Source organism: Streptomyces sp. NBC_00287 (genome assembly GCF_036173105.1).
In the GTDB taxonomy this organism is placed as follows: domain Bacteria; phylum Actinomycetota; class Actinomycetes; order Streptomycetales; family Streptomycetaceae; genus Streptomyces.
Genome location: NZ_CP108053.1, coordinates 651,428 through 671,379 on the forward strand (window position 1 = coordinate 651,428; position 19,952 = coordinate 671,379).

Here is a 19,952-nt window from a genome sequence, read left to right on the forward strand (position 1 = left end):
CTGGTCAGCGGCTTGAGGCGGCCGTCGGGCCGGCGCACCGCATGCCGACGCGTGGAGAAGCTGGGACTCTGGTGAAGGAGGACTGACCATGGCCTGACGGATGGTGGTGATGGTCGGCATGGTGGCGGTCGAACCGAGCGAGCCGGTCACACCGACGGCAGGGGTCGATCCCCTGGGCACGCCGTATCTGCCCGGGCGGTTCGCCATTCCCGCCAGGCCCCCCACCTTCCTGCGCCGCGGGCGTCTGCAGCGCCACCTCGATCTGGGCCGGACGACGCCGTTGACCATGGTCAACGGGGCGGCGGGGGCGGGCAAGACCCTGCTGGTCGCCGACTGGGCCGCGAGCCTGGACGGGCCGGTCGTCTGGCTCACCGCCGACGCCGGCCAGACACCCGGGCTGTTCTGGGCCTATCTGCTGGAAGCCCTGCACCACCAGGACGTGCTCGCGCCCGCCGAGGTCGGCTTCCCGGCGGACGCGCACCGGGTGGACCGCAAGCTGCTGGCCCGGCTCGCCGTCGGCCTCGCGGCCCGTGAGCGGCCCGTGGTCGTCGTGCTCGACGAGTTCGAGCGGGTGACCGGCCCCGCCGTCAGCGAGCAGGTGGAGTTCGTCCTGCGGCACGCCTGGCCCGGCCTGCGTCTGGTGCTCGTCACCCGCACCGAGCCCCTGCTGCCGCTGCACCGGTACCGCGCGGCCGGCACCCTCACCGAGGTCCGCAACGCCGACCTGGCCTTCACGCCCGAGGAGGCGGTCGGCCTGCTCGGCCTGCACGGTCTCGAGCTGTCCGTGGACGCGGCGCGGGCGCTGGTGGAGCGGACCGGGGGCTGGGCGGCGGGCCTGCGGCTGTGTGCCCTGGCCGCGCAGGAGGCCGATGACGCGGAGACCTGTCTCAAGGAATTCGAGGCCGGGCACAGCACGGTCGCCGACTATCTGCTCGACGAGGTGCTCAAGCGCCAGCCGGCCGAGACACAGGACCTGCTGCTGCGCGTCAGCGTCCTGGAACGGTTCTCCCCCGGTCTGGCGAACACGCTCACGGGCCGGTCGGACGCCGAGCCGATCCTGAACGAACTGCGCCGCCAGAACGCCTTCGTGGAGTCGCTGGGGCACTCGTGGTACCGGCTGCACCCCTTGTTCGGCGAGATCCTGCGGTCCTATCTGGAAGTGACCCGGCCCGGTCTGCGTCCCCGGCTCCATCGCCGGGCGGCACAGTGGCTGCGCCGCTCCGGGTACCTGCCGGAGGCGCTGGCCCATGGCGCCGCCGCGGGCGACTGGGAGTTCACCGCCGGCGCCCTCGTCGACGACCTGGCCATCGGGCAGCTCTTCACGGGCCTGCGCGCCGAGGGCCTGGCCGAGCTGTTCTCCCGTATGACCTGCGAGACCACGAGCCCCGCCGCCGAACTCGTCCGGGCGGCCCGCGCGCTGACCCACCACGACGTCGACCGCGCGCTGACCCATCTGCACCACGCCGAGCGGACCCTGGCCGACGAGGCGTCCGACCCCGCCGCGGCCCAGCTCAGCTGCGCCCTCCTGGAGGCCCACGCGGCCCGGCTGACCGGCGCCCCGGGCCGGGCGGAGAAGGCGGCCCGGTCGGCCCGGCACCTCCAGGGGGACGTGCCCGCCCGGCTCCTCGAACAGCATCCCGAGCTCAACGCCCTGCTGCTGACCCACCTCGGCACGGCTCATCTGTGGGCCGGGCGGTTCCAGGACGCGCGCGACGCCCTGGACGCCGTCGTCGCCTGCCCCGCCGGTGCCGCCACGGCACTGCCCCGCCAGGAGAGCCTGAGCCACCTCGCGCTCATCGACTACCTGGACGGCTGGCTCGACCGGGCCGAACGCAAGGCGCTCGCCGCGCTGACCGAGACCGAGCGGTACGGGCTGCCCCCGTCGGCGGGGTCGGGCGTGGGCCACCTGGTCCGGGCCGCCGTGGCCGTGGAGCGCGATGAACTGGAGGAGGCGCAGTATCTCCTCGACGAGGCGGCCGCGTGCGGTACGGCGGGACAGGACGACCCGGTGACAGCGGCGGGCCGGGCGCTGACCACGGCACGTCTGCGGCTCGCGCAGGGGGACGCGCCGGCCGCTCTCGCCGCGGCCGAGCCCACCATCACCGCCGACGTGGTCTCCCCCTGGGAGCGGGGCCGGACGGCCGCCATCGTCTGCGCCGCCCATCTCGCCGAGGGGCACCCCGAGACCGCCGTGCGGGCGCTGCTCGAAGCCCCGGACGACCAGACCGCCTGGGCGGTGGAGAGCGCACGGGCCCTGCTCGCCGCGGGGCATCCCGGCCCGGCGCTCGAACTGCTCGACGCCCTGCCGCCCGAGGACGGGGCCGGTCCCGCCGTCACCGTGCCGGCCCTGCTGGTCCGCGCGCAGGCCTGTGAGCAGGCCGGGGACCCGGACACCGCCCGGCGGATCCTCACCCGGGCGCTCCTGGACGCCCGCAGGGAACGGCTGCGCAGGCCATTCCTGGACGCCGGGCCCTGGGTCCTGCGGCTGCTGGGCACAGGGCCGCCGGAGGGACTTGCCGAGGGGTGGCTGCTGCGGGGCCGGGACCTGCCCGGGCCGCTCGTGGTGGAGGAGCTCAGCGCCCGCGAGCACGACGTCCTGGTGCGGCTCGCGCAGCTGATGTCCACCGAGGAGATCGCGGCCGACCTCTATGTCTCGGTGAACACCGTCAAGACCCATCTCAAGGGCGTCTTCCGCAAGCTGGCGGTGAACCGGCGCACCGACGCGGTGCGGCGGGCACGGGAGCTGGGCCTGCTGTGACCGGCGCCCCGGGCCTCCCCCGTGGCGGGTGAGGCGTCCGCGGGTCGCGTCGGGTGCCATGGGAGTGGTGGCCGGGCAGTCGAGGCCGCCGCCCGGCCGCCCTCACCGGCGCCCCGGGCCGAGTTCTGCGAGGTGGCACGTGGCGCACTGGCGGGCTCTGATGGTGCTCGGCACGGCCCAGTTCCTGATGGTCCTGGACACCTCGGTCATGAATGTCTCGATCAGCCAGCTGGTCGAGGACTTCGACACCGAGGTCACCGCCATCCAGGCCGTCATCACGCTCTACGCGCTGATGATGGCCGCGTTCATGGCCGTCGGCGCCAAACTCGGCGACATCCTGGGCCGCCGTCGGCTGTTCCTGCTGGGGCTGGTCGTCTACGGCGTCGGATCGGGACTCACGGCGGTGGCACCGAGCGTGTGGGTGCTGGCGATCGGCTGGTCGGTCATCGAGGGGCTCGGCGCGGCCATGGTGCTGCCGGCCATGGCCGCGCTGGTCGCGGAGTCCTACCGGGACCGGGAGCGCGCCGTCGCCTACGGCGTCATCGGCGGGCTCGCCGGTGCGGGCATCGCGGTGGGGCCGCTGCTCGGCGGCTGGGTGACGACGTATCTCACCTGGCGGCTGGTCTTCGCCGGTGAGGTCGTGCTCGTCGTGGCCATGCTGCTGTGCCGCGGGATGATCACGGAGGCTCCCCGGACGGGGCCCCGCCCCCGGATGGACGCCGTGGGCGCGGCGCTGTCCGCGACCGGCCTCGCACTCGGCGTCCTCGCCGTGCTGCAGAGCGGCAGCTGGGGCTGGGTCCAGCCCAGGAACCCGCCGTTCACGGTCCTCGGCTTCGCCCCGACGATGTTCGTCATCGGTGCCTCGGCTCTCGTCCTGGGCGCCTTCGTCCGGTGGGAGCACCGGCGTGCCGCCCTGCGCCGGGATCCGCTGGTGCACCTGGCGTTGCTGGAGCGGCCCGTTCTGCGGGCCGGGCTGCTGACGATGCTCAGCCAGAACCTCATCCTGCTCGGACTGTTCTTCGCCATCCCGCTCTATCTGCAGGTCGTTCAGGGCTTCGACGCCTTCGAGACCGGGCTGCGGCTGCTGCCGGTCTCGGTCACCATGCTCGTCGCCTCCCTGGGCGCCTCCCGGTTCGGGCGCCGGGTCGCGCCGCGCACGCTGGTCCGGGCCGCTCTGCTGACCTTGGCGGCGGCCATCGTCTGGCTGCTGGCCACCATCGATCCGAAGATCGACGACGCCCAGTTCGCCGCGGCCATGGCCCTGCTGGGCCTCGGGATGGGCCTGCTGGTCTCGCAGTTGGGCAATGTCGTCCAGTCCAGCGCCGCCGAGGAGGAGCGCAGCGAGGTCGGCGGGTTGCAGTACACCGCCCAGAACCTGGGCTCTGCGCTGGGGACCGCGCTGATCGGGTCGCTGCTCATCGGTGCGCTGGTCCACGCCTTCACGGCACATGTCGAGGACGACACGCGGTTGTCGGAGCAGGCACGGCAGCAGACGAGCGTCGCTTTGGAGGCCGGGGTCTCCTTCGTCCCCACCGATCAGGTGCGGACCGCGGCCGAGCGGGCCGGACTGCCGCCCGCCGAGGTGGAGGCCGTCGTCGACTCCTATGCCTCGGCGCAGTTGCAGGGCCTGAAGGCGGCCATCCTCGCGGCCGGCGGGGTCACCCTGGCGAGCTTCCTGATCACCCCTCGGCTGCCGGGGCGCGCCGACGCCTCCGTGGGTGAGGAGCACGTCCGGTGAGGCGCCCGGCAGTGGTCAGCGCGCACCACGAGCGCCGTGCGGAACGGCGAGCCCACGCCGATTTCACCGGAGGCGTGTACGGATCACTGCTCGCCGCCTCCGTGGTGCTGGGTGCCGGTTCGCTCGGGCACTTCCCGCGGGTGGAGCTGGTCCTGCTGCTGCTCCTGACCGGCACGGTGTTCTGGCTCGCGCACGTACACGCCAAGCTCTTCGGGGAGCGGCTGGCGCGCCAGGCCCTGCACCGCCGGGATGTGCTGCATGTGTGCCGCGAGGAATGGCCGATCCTGCGGGCCACCCTGCCGCCCGCCCTCGCCGTGGCCATCAGCCCGCTGCTGGGTCTGGACGTGAAGGGCGCCGTCTGGCTGGCGCTCGGTGTCGCCGTGGCGGGGCAGGTGGGCTGGTCGGTGCGGGGGGCCCGGCGGGCGGGGGCCTCCTTGCGGCTGGTGATCGTCACCGCGTCGATCAATCTGCTGCTCGGCCTGGTGATCGTCGCCGTCAAGCTCTTCGTGAAGCACTGACTGAGAACCCGGTATCACCTGTGCCGGGTGAGGACGTGTGGCGCCGTGGGCCGGAGTATCGGAGTGCGGGGTGCGGTCCGCCCGCTCAACGCCTTTCGCGGGAGAACGGCCATGCGCTATGAGATCCGCGTCGACGGGCAGATGTCGGAGACGCTCGCCAAGTCCTTCCCGGAGCTGAACCATGTGGTGATGGCCGGTCAGACCATCCTGTTCGGCTCGGTGATCGACGAGGCGCATCTCTACGGTCTGGTGGCCCGCTGCCAGTCCCTGGGCCTGCGGATCGTGGAGATGCGCCGACAGCCGGAGTGAGACGGCCCCTCGTCTCACAGGGTCCGCTGGTCTCACAGGGTCCGCGCGGTCACCCGGCCGGAGCGGACGGCCGCGGCCAGCGTCTCGAAGTCCCGCTCGTTCTGGTCCGCGTAACTCTGGGCGAACTCGGCGAGCGCGCGCTCGAAGCGGTCGCTGCCGCCGAGGTAGGCGGTGATGGCGAGGGGGTCGCCGGAGCGGGCGTGCGCGCGGGCCAGGGAGGCCCCGCACACCTGGGCGAAGAGCTCCAGCAGCCGCGGCCCCATGGTGTCGGGGCGGGCAATGCCCTTCCAGTCCCGCAGTTGCCGTACATAGAAGTCCCGGCCGCGGCCGTCGAGGCCGATGACGTGGGTCCAGCCCAGGAAGATGTCGCTGGTGGTCTGGATGAGCCGCTGCCCGCTGACCACGCGTTGGCCCTGGTTGTCGTAGTCGTCGCCGCCCGTGTGGGGGGCGAGCACCGAGCGCTGGGCCTCCTTGGCCTGGAGCAGGAGGGGATCGTCGTCGTCCCTGCCGAGCAGGAGCAGGATCCAGCAGCGGGTGCCGACGCTGCCGACGCCCACGACCTTGCGGGCCATGTCGACCAGCCGGAAGTGTCGCAGCAGATGGCGCCGCTCGGAGGACAGGCTGTCGGCGTACTGCTCGACCAGCGCCGCCAGTTCCTTCTCGTCATCGGCCTCGCCGGTGTCGGTGAGATCGGCGAGAGGGGTGATCAACGGTGGGTCCGGCGCGATCCGGCGCCCCTCGGGCGTGTTCCTGGTCAGCTGTGCGAAGGCCTGCATATGCGTGCGGGTGCGGGCCTTCGACGAGGCCTGCGCGGTGCGCCGTCTGGCCTTCTTGTCCATGGACGAGGCCAGCAGCTCCCTCATCCGGTCGGCGTCGTCCTGGGCGTACCAGATGTCCAGGGTGCGCATTTCGGCGAGCTCACGCATCCGCAGCCGGTAGGCCCGTACGCATTCGAGGACCGCGCTGTCCTGTTCGGCGGTCGTGAAGCCGTTGGCGCGGGCGGCGATGGCGAAGCTGGCGGCCAGCCGCTTGACGTCCCATTCGAACGGTCCGGCCAGGGTCTCGTCGAAGTCGTTGATGTCGAAGACGAGATGCCGCTCCGGCGAGGCCAGCAGCCGGAAGTTCAGCAGATGCGCGTCGCCGCAGAGCTGGACCGTGAGCCCGGTGTCCGGGGCGGCGCCGAGGTCCGCCGCCATGATCGCCGCCGCGCCGCGGTAGAACCGGAACGGCGACTCCAGCATGCGGCCGTAGCGGATGGGCACCAGCTCGGGCAGCCGGGTGGCCGACTGGGCCTCGATCACGTCGACCGGATCGGGGCGCCGGGGGCCGGGTTCGAACCGTGCCTGGGCCATGCGGGGCACGCGCGAGCGTGCCTGCTTGCCGTGGGCCGCCCGTTCGTCCGGTGTCAGGGAGAAGGAGAACGCGCTCCTCGAGGTCATGGCCGCCTCCTCGTCCGCGCCGTGTGCCGAGTCCACTGTTGCCGCCCCTCGGTGCGCGGGGATCACCCTTGACGGGTGATCCGGTCCGAGGCCGGGCGCGCGACGCTGGCCCGGTGGGAACTTCCCACACCCGTCCCGTCGGGGCGAGGAGGAGCCATGACCGAATCGCGCACGTCAGCGCAGCCCGGCGACCCCGAGGAGGTGCTCGGCCGGCTCGGCAGCTCGTGGACCTGGATGCTGGGCTCGGCGCTCGCCACCTTGGTGCCGGGCATCCTGCTCCTGGTCTGGCCGGACGCCACCCTGCAGGTCGTCGCCGTCCTCTTCGGGCTGTATCTGCTGGTGACGGGTGGCTTCCGGTTCGTGGCGGTCTTCGGTCAGGAGCGCGGCGAGCGGGTGCCCGGGCTGCTGATCGCGGTGTTGTACGTGCTGGCCGGGGTGCTGTGCATGCGCAACCCGCTGCAGACCATCGCCGCCCTGTCGGTGATCGTCGGCATCGTGTGGCTGGTGTCCGGGCTGCTGACCGCGTACGCGGCCCTCGCCGCGCCAGGTCTGCCGCACCGGGGCGTCCTCCTCGGCGCGGCCCTCCTCGGCATCGTCGCGGGCATCGTCGTACTGGCCCTGCCGAGCGAGTCGGCGGTGGCCCTGACCAGGCTGCTGGGCCTGTGGCTGGTGCTGCTCGGCGTGATGGAGCTCGCGGTCGCCTTCGCCTGGCGCTCGGCCCTGCGCCGTCTCACCCCCGGGGGGTGAGGCCATCCTCCTCTTGCCGTGCGCACGCTGAGAACGGACAAGCACTTTCGGGCACAGTGCCCGGACGGAGGCGACGACATGAACACAGCGATGTACCTCGCGTACGACTTCCCCCTGCTGAGCGCCTTCTGGGCGATGCTGTGGTTCTTCCTGTGGATCCTGTGGTTCATCCTGCTGTTCAGGATCATCGTGGACATCTTCCGCGACGACGCGATGAGCGGCTGGGCCAAGGCGGGCTGGCTCGTCTTCGTCATCGTGCTGCCCTTCCTGGGCGTGTTCGTCTATGTCATCGCCCGGGGCAAGAACATGGGACGCCGGGAGGTCGCGCAGGCGCGCGCCCAGCAGGAGGCCTTCGACTCCTACGTCCGTGAGACGGCCGGCGGCCACCTCAGCAGCGCCGACGAGCTGACCAAGCTGTCGCGGCTGAAGGAGAGCGGCCACATCACGGAGGACGAGTTCCAAAGGGCCAAGCAACTGATCTTCACCGACTACGGCCCCGCCGGCGCCCGCAAGCAGCCGGAATCCGCCACTCCTTCAACCGGCAGCTGAGGCCGGCGCACGACACGAGATGAGGCAAGCGGCATGACTGCGACACAGAGCGCACGTCCCCCCACGGCGAAGCAGAGCTGGGCCGAGGGCCTGACGGCCTTCGCCGCCGTGATGCTGATGATCGGCGGCGTGCTCGCCATCACGCGGGGCATCATGGCCATCGCCGAGGACGACGTCTTCGTCAACACCCCGAACTACGTCTTCGAGTTCGACCTGACCAGCTGGGGCTGGATCCATCTGATCCTGGGCGTGTTCGCCGTGCTCGTCTCCCTCGGTCTGTTCACCGAGGCGACTTGGGCCCGCGTCTCCGGCGTGGCGATCGGCTCCCTCGTCATCATCGCCAACTTCCTGTCCCTGCCGTACTACCCGGTGTGGTCGGTCGTCCTGATCGGAATCTCCGCGCTGATCATCTGGGCTCTGTGCGTGGAACGGCCCGGCCGCTCCGCCCCATGAGGCGACACGGCCGCGAAGGCCACTGACCTGCCCTCCTCGCGCGTACCGTGTGCGTTCGATCGACGCGTCGTATGAACAGAAGACGACGGCCGACCGTACGCATGATGACGGGACGCAGGGAAGGGATCACGGGTGTCGCAAGTCACGGGCCAACTGCCGGACGCCGAGACGGAGGACGACAAGGCCGAGGGCACGGCGCAGCGCCCCGGGCCGCATGGCTGGCGGCAACGACATCCACGAGCGGCCCGGGGCGTCACCGTGACGACCAACGTGCTGGCCGGCGCCCTCGTCCTGGCCGCGCTCCTGCTGCCCAACCGCGTCGAACGGCTGTCGTTCGGCGCGTTCTTGCGCATCCCCGCCGAGGGAGTCCTCCTCGCCGGTCTGCTGCTCTCGCTGCCGCCGCGGCCACGGCGGATCGCGGCGATCGTGACGGGCGCGCTCCTCGGAGTGCTCACCGTCCTCAAGTTCCTGGACATGGGCTTCTACCAGGTGCTGGCCCGCCCCTTCGACCTGGTCCTGGACTGGATCCTGCTCGACGACGCGACGGACTTCCTGCGCGAGTCGTTCGGGCGGACGGGCCAAGTGCTCGCCGTGACAGGGGTATTGGCACTCCTCGTGACCGTCCTCGTCGCGACGACGCTTGCGGCCGTACGCCTGACGAATCTGATGGTCCGGCATCGCCCGGTCGCCGCCCGCACGACGCTCATCCTCGGCACCGCATGGATCACCTGCGTCACACTGGGCGTGCAGGTCACCGAGGTGCCGGTCGCCTCGAAGATCAACGCCGATTACGTCGACAACCGTGTCGAGCAGGTCCGAGCGGGGCTGCGGGACGCGGAGGTGTTCGAGAAGCAGGCGGCCGTCGACGCCTTCGCCGACACGCCGCCCGAGCAGTTGCTGACCGGGTTGCGCGGCAAGGACGTGCTGTTCACCTTCATCGAGAGCTACGGCAGAGTCGCGATCGACGATCCGGCGATGGCGGGGCAGATCGACTCGGTGCTCGACGAGGGCGGCGACAGGCTGGAGTCGGCCGGGTTCGCCTCGCGCAGCGGCTGGCTCAAGTCCCCGGTGACGGGGGCGGGCAGTTGGCTCGCCCACTCCACGTTCCTGTCCGGTCTGTGGATCAAGAACCAGCAGCGGTACCGGAGCCTGACCACGAGCGACCGCGCCACGCTCGGCAGCTACTTCCGCAAGACCGGCGCGTGGCGCACGGTCGGCATCGTGCCGGGGGTGCGCAGGGCCTGGCCGGAGGGCGAGTTCTTCGCCCTGGATCACATCTACGACTCCGAGCATCTCGGCTACCACGGCCCGTACTTCAGCTGGACGCCCGTGCCGGACCAGTTCAGCCTGGAGGCCTTCGAGCGCCTGGAGCACGGCAAGAAGGACCGCGAGCCGATCATGGCCGAGATCATCCTGGCCTCCAGCCACAACCCCTGGGCACCGGTCGCCGGCATGATCGACTGGGAGGACCTCGGCGACGGCTCGGTCTTCCACCGGATCAAGGAGCAGGGCAAGGACCCCAAGGAGGTCTGGAAGAACCCCGACAGCGTCCGCGCCGAGTATGCGAACGCCATCGAGTACTCACTGCGCAGCCTCGTCGAGTACGTCGAGCGCTACGGCGACGACGACACGGTCCTGGTCTTCCTCGGCGACCACCAGCCGGTGCCGACGGTCACCGCGGGCAGCAGGAGCAAGGACGTCCCCGTCACGATCGTCGCCCGCGACCCGAAGGTCCTGGACCGTATCGCCGACTGGGGCTGGACGGACGGCCTCAAGCCCGCCGAGGACGCCCCGCAGTGGGGCATGGACAAGTTCCGGGACCGGTTCATGACGGCGTACGGCAAGTGAGGAACGGCGAGACCGCGGCAAGGAACTCGTCCGGACACGTCTCGTGCACGAGATGCCCGGCGTCGACGGTCACCAGCCTCGCCCCGGGAATGGCAGCGGCGACCGCGGCGACCTGATCCTGCGGAATCGGACTGCTGGGCCCGCCCCCGATCACCAGCGTCGGCATGGTGATCCGCCCCATGTGCTCCCACCACAGGGGATCGGGCGCATTGCGCTGTCGGTCGGTCGCCAGCACCATGGCCCAGTCGAACGGCAGGTCACCGTCGGGCCGTTCGGCCTCAGGCCGTGGCGGGTCGAGGGGAAAGGGCGCGGGGACGTCCTCCAGGACGAGGCGTCGTACGAGTCCGGGCGCCCGCTGGGCGAGAAGGCAGGCGACAGTGCCGCCCAGCGAGTGCCCGATGACGTCGGCGCGCTCGATGCCGAGCACGGTGAGGAAGTCCCGGATGTCGTCCCGCATCGCCTCGCACGCGTACGTGCCGGGCCACTCGCTGCGGCCATGCCCGCGCAGATCAGGGGCGTACACGCGACGCGGCCCCCGTGCGAGCCGCTCGGCGACCGGCGTCCAGTCCGAACCGTCGGCCCCGCGGCAGTGCAGCAGGACGACGGGCGGCGCCTCTTCGGGCCCCCAGGTCCGGTACGCGAGCGTGATGCCGTTCGCCTTCACGGTCTGCATACCGGGAGATCCTTCCGCAGCCGCCCCGGTCACGCTCCCTACTCTGCTGACGGCAGAGCGGTCCGGTCGAGGAACCCGTCAACGCATCCCGCGAACCACTGCGGGTCGTCGAGCCAGGGGTAGTGGCCGGCGCCGGGCTGGACCGCGAGCTCGGCGTACGGGAAGACGTCCATGGTGCGGCGGGCCAGTTCGGGGTTGGGAGCGCCGTCGAGTTCGCCGGCCAGGACGAGGACGGGAGCAGTCAGCCGGGCGAGCGCGGCGCGGGTGGCGGGTGGGTCGTAGGCGCCCTCGGAGCCGTACACCTCGGCCGCCTCGTCATTGAACTCCTCGTCCGCACGGGCATCGTGCTCCTGCGCCACCCGGTCCCAGCGCCCGTAGAAGAAGGGCGCGAGTTCCGGCCCGACCTCGCCTTTGCCCGCGAGCCAGGACTCGAAAGCGGGGAACGCCTCCTCGAACCAGGGCTCCCCCTTGCGCAGTCGCGCCGCCGAGAGGCGGTCCTCGGGTGTCGCGGTGGTGCCCAGTGCCCACGGGTTGGCGGCGACCAGCACCAGCCGTCGGACCCGCTGCGGATGGCGGGCGGCGTAGAGCAGCGCGAGGCTGCCACCCGCGGAGTGGCCGAGGAGGTCGATCCGTGCCAGACCCAGTTGGATCCGGAGCGCCTCCACGTCGTCCACGAGCCGATCGCAGCGGTACGTCGCCGGATCCGCCGGTATCTCCGAGTCGCCCGTGCCGCGCAGGTCCAGGAGGATCAGTCGGCGCTCGGCGTCCAGGCCGCCCAGGTTCCCGAGGTAGGAGGAGGCGCGCATCGGCCCGCCGGGCAGGACGACGAGCGGTTCGCCCTCGCCTTGCGGGTGGTAGGCGAGGCGGGTTCCGTCGGATGCGGTGAAGATCGGCATGGCGCCGATCCTAGGAGTCGGCGAACCGGTCGCGCAGTTCCCTCTTGAGGATCTTGCCGCTGGCGTTGCGGGGCAGCGCATCGACGAAGACGACCCGCTTGGGCGCCTTGAAGTGGGCGAGCTTCTCGCGGGCGTGGTCGATCAGTTCGGCCTCGGTCACGTCTCCGCGCGGGACGACGACGGCGGTGACCGCCTCGATCCAGCGCTCGTCGGGCAGTCCGACCACCGCGACCTCGGCCACCGCCTCATGCGTGTAGAGCGCGTCCTCGACCTGACGCGAAGCGACCAGCACGCCACCGGAGTTGATGACGTCCTTCACCCGGTCGACGATCGTGAAGTAGCCGTGGGTGTCCTTCACGGCCAGGTCGCCGGAGTGGAACCAGCCGTCGCGGAAGGCCTCGGCGGTCTCCTCGGGCTTGTCCCAGTACCCCTCGCACAACTGCGGGGAGCGGTAGACGATTTCACCCGGGGTGCCGTCGGGCACGTCCTTGCCGTCCTCGTCGACCACGCGCGCGTCGACGAAGAGCACTGGCCGGCCGCAGGAATCCATCCGCCCCTTGTGCTCGTCGGGGGCGAGGACGGTCGCCAGGGGACCGATCTCGCTCTGGCCGAAGCAGTTGTAGAAGCCAAGCTCCGGCAGCCGTTCCCGGAGCCGCTCCAGCACGGGCACCGGCATGATCGAGGCGCCGTAGTACGCCTTGCGCAGCCCGCCGAGGTCGCGCGTGGTGAAGTCGGGCCGGTTGGCCAGGCCGATCCAGACCGTGGGCGGCGCGAACAGGCTGTCCACACGGCCGGCTTCGATCAGGTCGAAGAGCCGGTCGCCGTCGGGCGCGTCGAGGATGATGTTGGTCGCGCCGACCGCGAGGTAGGGCAGCAGGAAGACATGCATCTGCGCGGAGTGGTACAGCGGCAGCGAGTGCGCGGGCCGGTCGCCCGCGCTGAGGTCGAGCGCGGTGATGGCACTCAAGTACTCGTGCACCAAGGCGCGGTGCGTCATCATCGCGCCCTTCGGCAGGGCCGTCGTACCCGAGGTGTAGAGGAGCTGTACCAGGTCCTCGCTGCGCGGCTCGGGCCCGTCGTACGCGGGGGCGGAGGCCAGCAGCTCCAGCAGCGACCCGTCGGCGTCGCGCAGGGGCAACGTCCGTACGCCGTCGGGCAGTCGGTCCGCCAGGCCCGGATCGGCGAGGACGAGGGAGCTGCCGGACTGGCCGACGAGGTAGGCCAGGTCGTCGCCGGTCAGGTTCTGGTTGACCGGGACGTGGACGAGCCCCGCGCGGGCGCAGGCGAGGAAGCCGATCAGGTAGGCGTCGGAGTTGTGGCCATAGGCGCCGACGCGGTCGCCGGGTTGGAGCCCCTGGTCGAGCAAGACGCTCGCCGCGCGGGAGACGGCCTCGTCGAACTCCTCGTACGTCCATGTCCGGTCGCGGTACTCCACCGCGACGCGTGCCGGGGTGCGGCGGGCGCTGCGCCGCAGTACTCCGTCGACCGTGCTGCCGTGTCCGGGCGTCATGACAGTTGATCCTCGGCCCCTGCCGAAAGGAGGTCAAGACACCTGACGATCGACACATTCCGCGGACACATACCGGTTGGTACGCTCAACCGCCCCTTCCCCCAAGGACGTTGGGAGGCTCGATGCGCACCCGCCTGAGACGGATCATCATCACGGCCGTAGCCCTGCTCACCGCCACCGCCACACTGCCTGCGGCCGCGGCCGACCGCGAGGACCGTCGTGAACATCCTTCGCACGGCGGCCTTTCGGCCGTGATCCGCTATACCGAGTACGGCATTCCGCACATAGTCGCGAAGGATTACGCGAACCTCGGCTTCGGCACCGGATGGGCGCAGGCCGCCGACCAGGTGTGCACCCTTGCAGACGGCTTCGTGACCGTGCGCGGCGAGCGCTCCCGCTTCTTCGGACCCGACGCGGCAACCGACTTCTCCCTCTCCTCGGCCACCAAGAACCTCTCCAGCGACCTGTACTTCCGCGGCGTACGAGAGGCGGGCACGGTCGAGAAGCTGCTCGCCGAACCGGCGCCGCGCGGTCCCAGCCGCCAGGTCGAGGAGCTGATGCGCGGCTTCGCGGCCGGCTACAACGCCTGGCTGCGCAAGAACCCGATCACCGACCCGGCGTGCAAGGGCGCCGCCTGGGTGCGCCCGATCACGACGCTCGACGTGGCCACGCGCGGCTTCGCGCTCGCGGTGCTGGGCGGTCAGGGCCGGGCGGTCGACGGCATCACGGCCGCACAGCCGCCAACGGGTACGGCCGCGGCGGCGCCCGACGCCCAGGCCACCGCCCGCGCGGCGCGCGAACTCCTCGCCGCCGACACGGCCGACATGGGCTCCAACGCCGTAGCCTTCAGCGGCTCCACGACGGCGAACGGCCGCGGGCTCCTGCTGGGCAACCCGCACTACCCCTGGCAGGGCGGCCGCCGCTTCTGGCAGTCGCAGCAGACGATCCCCGGCGAGCTGAACGTCGCGGGCGGTTCGCTGCTGGGCAGCGCCACCGTGTCCATAGGCCACAACTCCCAGGTGGCGTGGAGCCACACGGTCGCGACGGGCGTCACGCTCAACCTCCACCAGCTGACGCTGGATCCAGCGGATCCCACGGTGTACCTCGTCGACGGGAAGCCGGAGCGCATGACGAAGCGCACGGTCACGGTGGCCGTGAAGGACGGCGCCCCGGTGACGCGGACGCAGTGGTGGACGCGATACGGGCCACTGGTCACCTCGCTCGGCCCCTCGCTGCCGCTGCCGTGGACGACCACGACGGCGTACGCGGTGAACGACCCCAACGCCGTCAACCTGCGCGCCTCCGACACCGCGCTCGGCTTCAGCAAGGCCCGCAGCACGGCGGACGTGCTGGGTTCGCTTCAGCGCACCCAGGGCCTGCCCTGGGTGAACACCATCGCCGCGGACTCGGGTGGCCACACCCTGTTCACGCAGTCGCAGGTGCTACCCCGGATCACAGACGAGCTGGCCCAGACGTGCTCCACCCCGCTCGGCAAGGTCACTTATCCCTCCTCGGGACTCGCGATCCTGGACGGCTCCAGCAGCGCCTGCGCACTCGGCGCCGACCCCGACGCCGTACAGCCAGGCATCTTCGGGCCCGCGAAGCTGCCGACCCTCAAGGACGCGCCGTACGCGGAGAACTCCAACGACAGCGCCTGGCTGTCCAACGCGGACCGACCCCTGACCGGCTACGAGCGAGTCTTCGGCACGATCGGCACGCAGCGCTCGATGCGCACGCGCGGCGCGATCGAGGACGTGGCGGGGATGGCGGAGCGCGGTGAGCTGACGGTGCGGAAGCTTCAGGAGCAGCAGTTCGCCAACCGGGTACCGGCGGGCGACCTGGCTGCGAAGGACGCGGCAGCGGCCTGTGCCGAGTTGCCGGGCGGCACGGCGACGGGCAGCGACGGCAAGGCGGTTGACGTGTCCGGCGCCTGCGCGGCACTGGCGGCGTGGGACCGCACCACGGACACCGGCAGCAGGGGCGCGCTGCTCTTCGACCGGTTCTGGCGCAAGCTGACGGCCACGGTTCCGGCGGCCCAGCTGTGGAGGGTGCCGTTCTCTTCCGCGGACCCGGTGGGCACCCCGAACACCCTGAACACAGCAGCGCCGGGCTTCACCACGGCCCTGGCAGACGCGGTCGCCGAGCTGCGGGCGGCGGACATCGCGCTCGATTCCCCGCTCGGGGAGAACCAGTTCGTCGTACGCAACAGCAAGCGCATCCCCGTTCCGGGCGGTACCGAGTCCCTGGGCGTCTGGAACAAGATCGAGCCGGTGTGGGACGCGACGAAGGGCGGCTACACGGAGGTCACGACGGGCTCCAGCTACATCCAGGCCGTCGGCTGGGACGGCACCCGCTGCCCGGTCGCGCGCACGCTGCTGTCGTACTCCCAGTCCTCGAACCCGAACTCGGCCCACTTCAGCGACCAGACGCGGCTGTTCTCGGGTGAGAAGTGGGTGACGTCCAGGTTCTGCGAGAAGGACATCATGTCCTCGCCGGGGCTGCGGGTGGTGGTGGTTCGCGAGCGGCGTTGACGGTGCTCACTGCGCGGCCGTGCATGAGCCGTCGCAGCATCGCTTCGGCGGGGCTGCGGCGGTTCGCGTGTTCTGGGGCGTGGGCGAGACCCGGACGCTCCTTCACGCCGGCCAGGCATCATCCACCACGAAAGAGACCACCGTGCCACCGAAGGGGCTGGGCCCGGAGTGCCACGAGTCGGCGATGGCGTCGAGCAGGATCAGCCCGCGGCCGTGAGCTTCATCGGCATCCGGGTGCCGCAGCCGGACGGCGGCCGGGAATCCCGGGTTGTGTACGTCGACCCGGAGGGAGTTCTTCTCTCGGAACCACTCCACTCGTACGACCCAGTCGCCCTCGGATCGGCCGTAGAGGATGGCGTTGGTGACTAACTCCGAGATCATCAGCTCGCAGTCGCCGAGGGCGCAGGCCGGGTTGTACGGGGCGATGAACTTCCGGAACCAGTGACGGGCCCGGGGCACTGACTCGGCGACCGGATGCAAGGTCATCGCGCCGAGCCGGGGGGACTCCTCAGAGGGGTAGCGGTCGATCGTGTAGGCCATCCGCGCTCACTCCTTGCCGCTGCCCTCGCAGTCGAGGCAGCGCCGCTTCGATGTGGCACGGGCACAGTCGGCGGTAGTGGCGAGCGCCGGTGTCGTACGCGACGCACCTCCAGCCGCGCCCCGACACCCTGGTCCCCGGCCGCTGACTCGCGACGCCGTGCCCCATCCGATCAAGTGGCCTTAGCCACTTACTGGATAGTGGCATTAGCCACTTTGCCGCGCAAGTGGTTCACGGTAACTGGCGCACTGTCAGGTGAGTGGGTAGCCCTGCTCGAACGCCCAGCGATGCGGCGGGTAAGTGGCTTCGGCGAACTCCAACGGCCGGTCCTGGAGGTCGTAGACGACGTGATGCACGACCAGGACCGCGGATCCAGGATCAAGCCGGAGATCGACTACTTCCTCATCCGTCGCCGTCCGGGCGCACATCCGGTCTTCGGCGTAACTCCCCTGCCGTCCCGTCATGTTCTCGACGTGCATGAGGGTGCCTTCCTGGATCCGCCCCGGGTCCAGGAGCTTGGGCGCCCGCTGACCAACGTCCGGCGCGAACCACGACGTGGACAAAGTGATGGGCCCGTCCTGGTTGTTGGTCACGCGCCGACGGTGCACGGCTCGCCGGTCCTTCACCAGTCCCAGCGCCTCAGCCACGTGATCCGGCGCTTCCAGCCAGCCGGCCGAGGTGATGACGGCGTACTCGCCGGTCGTGTAGATCTTCCCCGTCTGCCGGGCACGGCCGTACAACTCACGTGCCCGCCGGTTGACTTCGAGGCTGCGCACGTACGTGCCGGACCCCTGCCGCTTCTCGACAAGCCCCTGATGACTCAGTGCTTCCAGCGCTCGCGCGGCCGTTGGCCTGGACACCTTCCAGTCCGACGCCAGTTGCCGTTCCGAGGGAACCTCGTCCCCCGCCCGCAAGTCGCCCCGAAGGATCTGATCGCGAATGAAGTGCGCGATCTGAAGATACTTCGGCTGAGCCTCCTCGATCTGGGGCACGTGCCCTCCTCGTCCTGGTCCCGGCCGCAAATGGCCAAGTGGCTAAGGCCTCTGGCCACTATAGGGTGAGTGGTCAAGGCCGTACCCCGTACGCTTGGGCCCATGACGCGGTTGATCGTCGCAGCAGGAGGAGGGGGCGACGCAGTCGCCGCCGCAATGCTTGATGCCGCCCTGTACGGCGACGCCGACCAGGCGGTGATCCTCACCTACGCGTGGGACCGCCTCCTGATCGACCCGGTGCCGGGCCCGCGAGGACCCAACGACTTCACCGGCCTGGAACCGATCACCCCAGCGGTCTGGAAGGTACCGGCGTCAGCACGCCCGATCGCTCCAGCAGGCTCCACGCTTCCGCGACTTGCTGCGGAGCTGCCCCACACGTTCGCGCTCATAGATCCCCGGCAGGGCGTGGAGGGCGTGACGCACCAACTCGAAGAGCTGGTGACCCACTTGGAGCCCGAGTCGATCGATCTCCTCGACGTGGGCGGCGACGCACTGGCCCGGGGTGACGAACCGACGCTGAAGAGCCCGCTCGCTGACGCCCTCACGCTGGCAGCATGCGGCCAAGTGAACGCGCAGATCCGCCTGCTGGTCGCGGGCCCGGGCCTGGATGGCGAACTGCCACTCGACGACTTGCGCGGCGCGCTCGGCCCCGTCGTCCACATCCTCACGCCGAAGGACGTGGACCCGATCAGCTCGGTCCTGGAATGGCACCCCTCCGAGGCGACGGGGATGCTCGCGGCGACGGCCCGAGGCGTACGGGGCACATGCGAAGTCCGGGACGCAGGCCTACCCATCCCCCTCACCGACGAGGGACCGACGGTCCACGAAGTCGACCTGGAGGAAGCCCTGAGCCGGAACGAGCTGGCCCGCGCCATCATGGCGACGGCCACGCTGGACGAGGTAGAGGCGCTGAGCCGCGAAGTGTGCGGCTTCTCGGAAATCGACTACGAACGCAACAAGGCCTTGTGGCTCAAGGAACAACGGCTGGTGAGGCTCGACCCCGAGTCCCTGCTTCCCCAACTCGACCAGTTCGAGGCGGAGGCCCGTAGCCGCGGAGTCACCCACACGACGTTCCGCCACCTCACCGAGGTCCTGAATCTCTCCGGCATCCAGCGCGATGCACTGCGCCAGCTACTCATGAACAGTCGGCCAGAGCGGTACGCAGCCCCGCTGTGGAGTGTCATCGCACCGCAGTAGACGATTTTGCCTGTAGCCCTACCGAGGCGTCGGACTCAGAGTTTTGCCGCCCTTGGCTGGTTGTGGAGTTGAGGCGCCCTGACCATGACGTCATGACCGACTCCTGGGATGCCCTGAGCGCCGTTGGAACCTGCGCTGCCACGATTGCCGCGGTAACCATTGCCACGCTCGATGCTCGACGCAACCGCCGCAAGGAGCTGGAGCAGCGGCTTGAGGACGCCGACCTTGAGAAGGAGAAGGCTCGTACGGTGGTGCCAGAGATTGACCACGATCTCACCAAGGCGCACGTGACGAACTTCGGCACCAGTCCAGTTCTCAACCTCGAACTACTAGGCGCGCAGATCACCATCACTCGTGAGTCCGGAGCCCAGGAACACCACTACCGTTCCCGGTGCGAGCGTGAACAGTTCGGATGGCAGGTAGTCGGGCCGGGGCAGACCACACAGGCAAGATCGATCTAGAAGAAGGTCTTGTGCACGTGACAGCAGGGCCAGAGGTGTACGACGTCGTGATCGATGTGATCTTCACCGATGCAGACGGACGGATCTGGAGACGACTCGGGGACCAACAGCCGGAGAGAATCACCGATGCTGAACGGCAGGTCCCTGGTGCTGATACCTATCGAAGCAGGCATCGCCCTAGCTGACAGGTCGGGGTGCTGCGAGAAAGCTCCCGAGATCGGACAAAGCACCAGCAGACCGACTGAGTTACAACTTTCTCTACTGGTCAAGGCGGCTCGCTCCGCTCCCCGCGCGCGGCCCGCCGCCCGGCCGGGCCTGCGCTCCTGTCTCCGCCCCGCTCCAGCCCGGCCGGCGCCCGTGCCGCGCGCACAACAATCAGCCGCTTGCCGTAGGCGGGGTGCGTCGTGGCTGGGGCGGTCGGCTCCACGGCTTTACGCAGCCACTTTGGCGCGAGCCTCGAAGATCATGGCCCCAACGTCGTGCTTTACCGGGCAGGTCCACAGACTGCCCGACGCGCGGAGGCTTACGGGGCCATGATCACTCGCGCCAAAGCAACTCCAGCCCAAAACCGTTCCACCGACCTCCGCAGGCCAGTCACAGGCGCCGTCCAGGCTGCGTCCACCGTCAGTGGCTGAGCTCCCCACTGATGTCCTACGACAATGCGCAATCGCTCTGTCGGGAGGTCCATTGGTGGGTCGTGAATGGGCTTCTGGGTGTTCGTATGGCAGTGCAAGGCGCCAACGGCGTAGCTGTCGGGCCTTGGCCGGCTCAGCGTGTCCCGTGGCGGGAACGCTG

General features: G+C 70.4%; 17 protein-coding genes. 11 read left to right on the forward strand and 6 right to left on the reverse strand.

Features of this window, described 5'->3' with window-relative positions; genetic code table 11:
- Positions 1-109: 109 nt before the first annotated feature.
- The 4 genes from OHT76_RS03280 (at position 110) to OHT76_RS03295 (ending at position 5,323) form a co-directional block, all read left to right on the forward strand.
- Entirely contained in the window at positions 110-2,758 is a 2,649-nt protein-coding gene (locus OHT76_RS03280; RefSeq protein WP_328876443.1) for a LuxR C-terminal-related transcriptional regulator, read from the forward strand.
- A gap of 139 nt (positions 2,759-2,897) precedes the next feature.
- Positions 2,898-4,496, forward strand: coding sequence for an MFS transporter (locus OHT76_RS03285; RefSeq protein WP_328869190.1), 1,599 nt, complete (start codon positions 2,898-2,900; stop codon positions 4,494-4,496).
- On the forward strand, positions 4,493-5,014 hold the full coding sequence (locus OHT76_RS03290) for a hypothetical protein (protein WP_328869191.1): 522 nt from the start codon (positions 4,493-4,495) through the stop codon (positions 5,012-5,014). The genes OHT76_RS03285 and OHT76_RS03290 overlap by 4 nt, the downstream gene beginning before the upstream one ends.
- Before the next feature lie 111 nt (positions 5,015-5,125).
- The gene (locus tag OHT76_RS03295; protein WP_328869192.1) at positions 5,126-5,323 is read left to right on the forward strand and encodes a hypothetical protein; all 198 of its coding nucleotides are present in this window, start codon (positions 5,126-5,128) and stop codon (positions 5,321-5,323) included.
- A gap of 32 nt (positions 5,324-5,355) precedes the next feature.
- Here OHT76_RS03295 and OHT76_RS03300 read toward each other — a convergent pair whose 3' ends face one another.
- A complete protein-coding gene (locus OHT76_RS03300; protein WP_328869193.1) occupies positions 5,356-6,762 on the reverse strand; it encodes a DUF2252 domain-containing protein in 1,407 nt (468 codons plus the stop codon).
- Between the two features lie 156 nt (positions 6,763-6,918).
- Between OHT76_RS03300 and OHT76_RS03305 the strand changes: the two genes are divergently transcribed.
- The 4 genes from OHT76_RS03305 (at position 6,919) to OHT76_RS03320 (ending at position 10,359) form a co-directional block, all read left to right on the forward strand.
- Entirely contained in the window at positions 6,919-7,509 is a 591-nt protein-coding gene (locus tag OHT76_RS03305; RefSeq protein WP_328869194.1) for an HdeD family acid-resistance protein, read from the forward strand.
- Positions 7,510-7,587: 78 nt separating this feature from the next.
- Complete coding sequence (locus OHT76_RS03310) at positions 7,588-8,058, forward strand: SHOCT domain-containing protein (protein WP_328869195.1); 471 nt, start codon at positions 7,588-7,590, stop codon at positions 8,056-8,058.
- A 33-nt stretch (positions 8,059-8,091) separates the two neighbouring features.
- Positions 8,092-8,511 carry a DUF7144 family membrane protein gene (locus OHT76_RS03315; RefSeq protein ID WP_328869196.1) on the forward strand — a complete coding sequence of 140 codons (420 nt, stop codon included), beginning with the start codon at positions 8,092-8,094 and terminating at the stop codon, positions 8,509-8,511.
- 132 nt (positions 8,512-8,643) lie between these two features.
- The gene (locus OHT76_RS03320; protein WP_328869197.1) at positions 8,644-10,359 is read left to right on the forward strand and encodes a sulfatase; all 1,716 of its coding nucleotides are present in this window, start codon (positions 8,644-8,646) and stop codon (positions 10,357-10,359) included.
- Here OHT76_RS03320 and OHT76_RS03325 read toward each other — a convergent pair.
- The 3 genes from OHT76_RS03325 to OHT76_RS03335 are packed head-to-tail and all read right to left on the reverse strand — an operon-like array spanning position 10,337 to position 13,438.
- The gene (locus OHT76_RS03325; RefSeq protein ID WP_328869198.1) at positions 10,337-11,032 is read right to left on the reverse strand and encodes an alpha/beta fold hydrolase; all 696 of its coding nucleotides are present in this window, start codon (positions 11,030-11,032) and stop codon (positions 10,337-10,339) included. The genes OHT76_RS03320 and OHT76_RS03325 overlap by 23 nt on opposite strands.
- Before the next feature lie 38 nt (positions 11,033-11,070).
- The gene (locus tag OHT76_RS03330; RefSeq protein ID WP_328869199.1) at positions 11,071-11,928 is read right to left on the reverse strand and encodes an alpha/beta fold hydrolase; all 858 of its coding nucleotides are present in this window, start codon (positions 11,926-11,928) and stop codon (positions 11,071-11,073) included.
- Between the two features lie 10 nt (positions 11,929-11,938).
- Positions 11,939-13,438: an acyl-CoA synthetase gene (locus OHT76_RS03335; protein WP_328869200.1), complete on the reverse strand. Its 1,500-nt coding sequence runs from the start codon at positions 13,436-13,438 to the stop codon at positions 11,939-11,941.
- Positions 13,439-13,560: 122 nt separating this feature from the next.
- Between OHT76_RS03335 and OHT76_RS03340 the strand changes: the two genes are divergently transcribed.
- On the forward strand, positions 13,561-15,969 hold the full coding sequence (locus OHT76_RS03340) for a penicillin acylase family protein (RefSeq protein WP_328869201.1): 2,409 nt from the start codon (positions 13,561-13,563) through the stop codon (positions 15,967-15,969).
- A gap of 102 nt (positions 15,970-16,071) precedes the next feature.
- Here the strand turns inward: OHT76_RS03340 and OHT76_RS03345 are convergent, their stop codons facing one another.
- Together OHT76_RS03345 and OHT76_RS03350 are read right to left on the reverse strand one after the other, a co-directional pair.
- Complete coding sequence (locus tag OHT76_RS03345; RefSeq protein WP_328869202.1) at positions 16,072-16,509, reverse strand: ATP-binding protein; 438 nt, start codon at positions 16,507-16,509, stop codon at positions 16,072-16,074.
- A 249-nt stretch (positions 16,510-16,758) separates the two neighbouring features.
- Complete coding sequence (locus tag OHT76_RS03350; RefSeq protein WP_328869203.1) at positions 16,759-17,499, reverse strand: GntR family transcriptional regulator; 741 nt, start codon at positions 17,497-17,499, stop codon at positions 16,759-16,761.
- A gap of 102 nt (positions 17,500-17,601) precedes the next feature.
- On the opposite strand from OHT76_RS03350, the gene OHT76_RS03355 reads away from it, so the two are divergent.
- Both OHT76_RS03355 and OHT76_RS03360 read left to right on the forward strand, forming a co-directional pair.
- Positions 17,602-18,696, forward strand: a complete 1,095-nt coding sequence (locus tag OHT76_RS03355) for a DUF1152 domain-containing protein (protein WP_328869204.1) — start codon at positions 17,602-17,604, stop codon at positions 18,694-18,696.
- A 92-nt stretch (positions 18,697-18,788) separates the two neighbouring features.
- Positions 18,789-19,157 carry a hypothetical protein gene (locus OHT76_RS03360; protein ID WP_328869205.1) on the forward strand — a complete coding sequence of 123 codons (369 nt, stop codon included), beginning with the start codon at positions 18,789-18,791 and terminating at the stop codon, positions 19,155-19,157.
- The last annotated feature ends 795 nt before the right edge of the window (positions 19,158-19,952 follow it).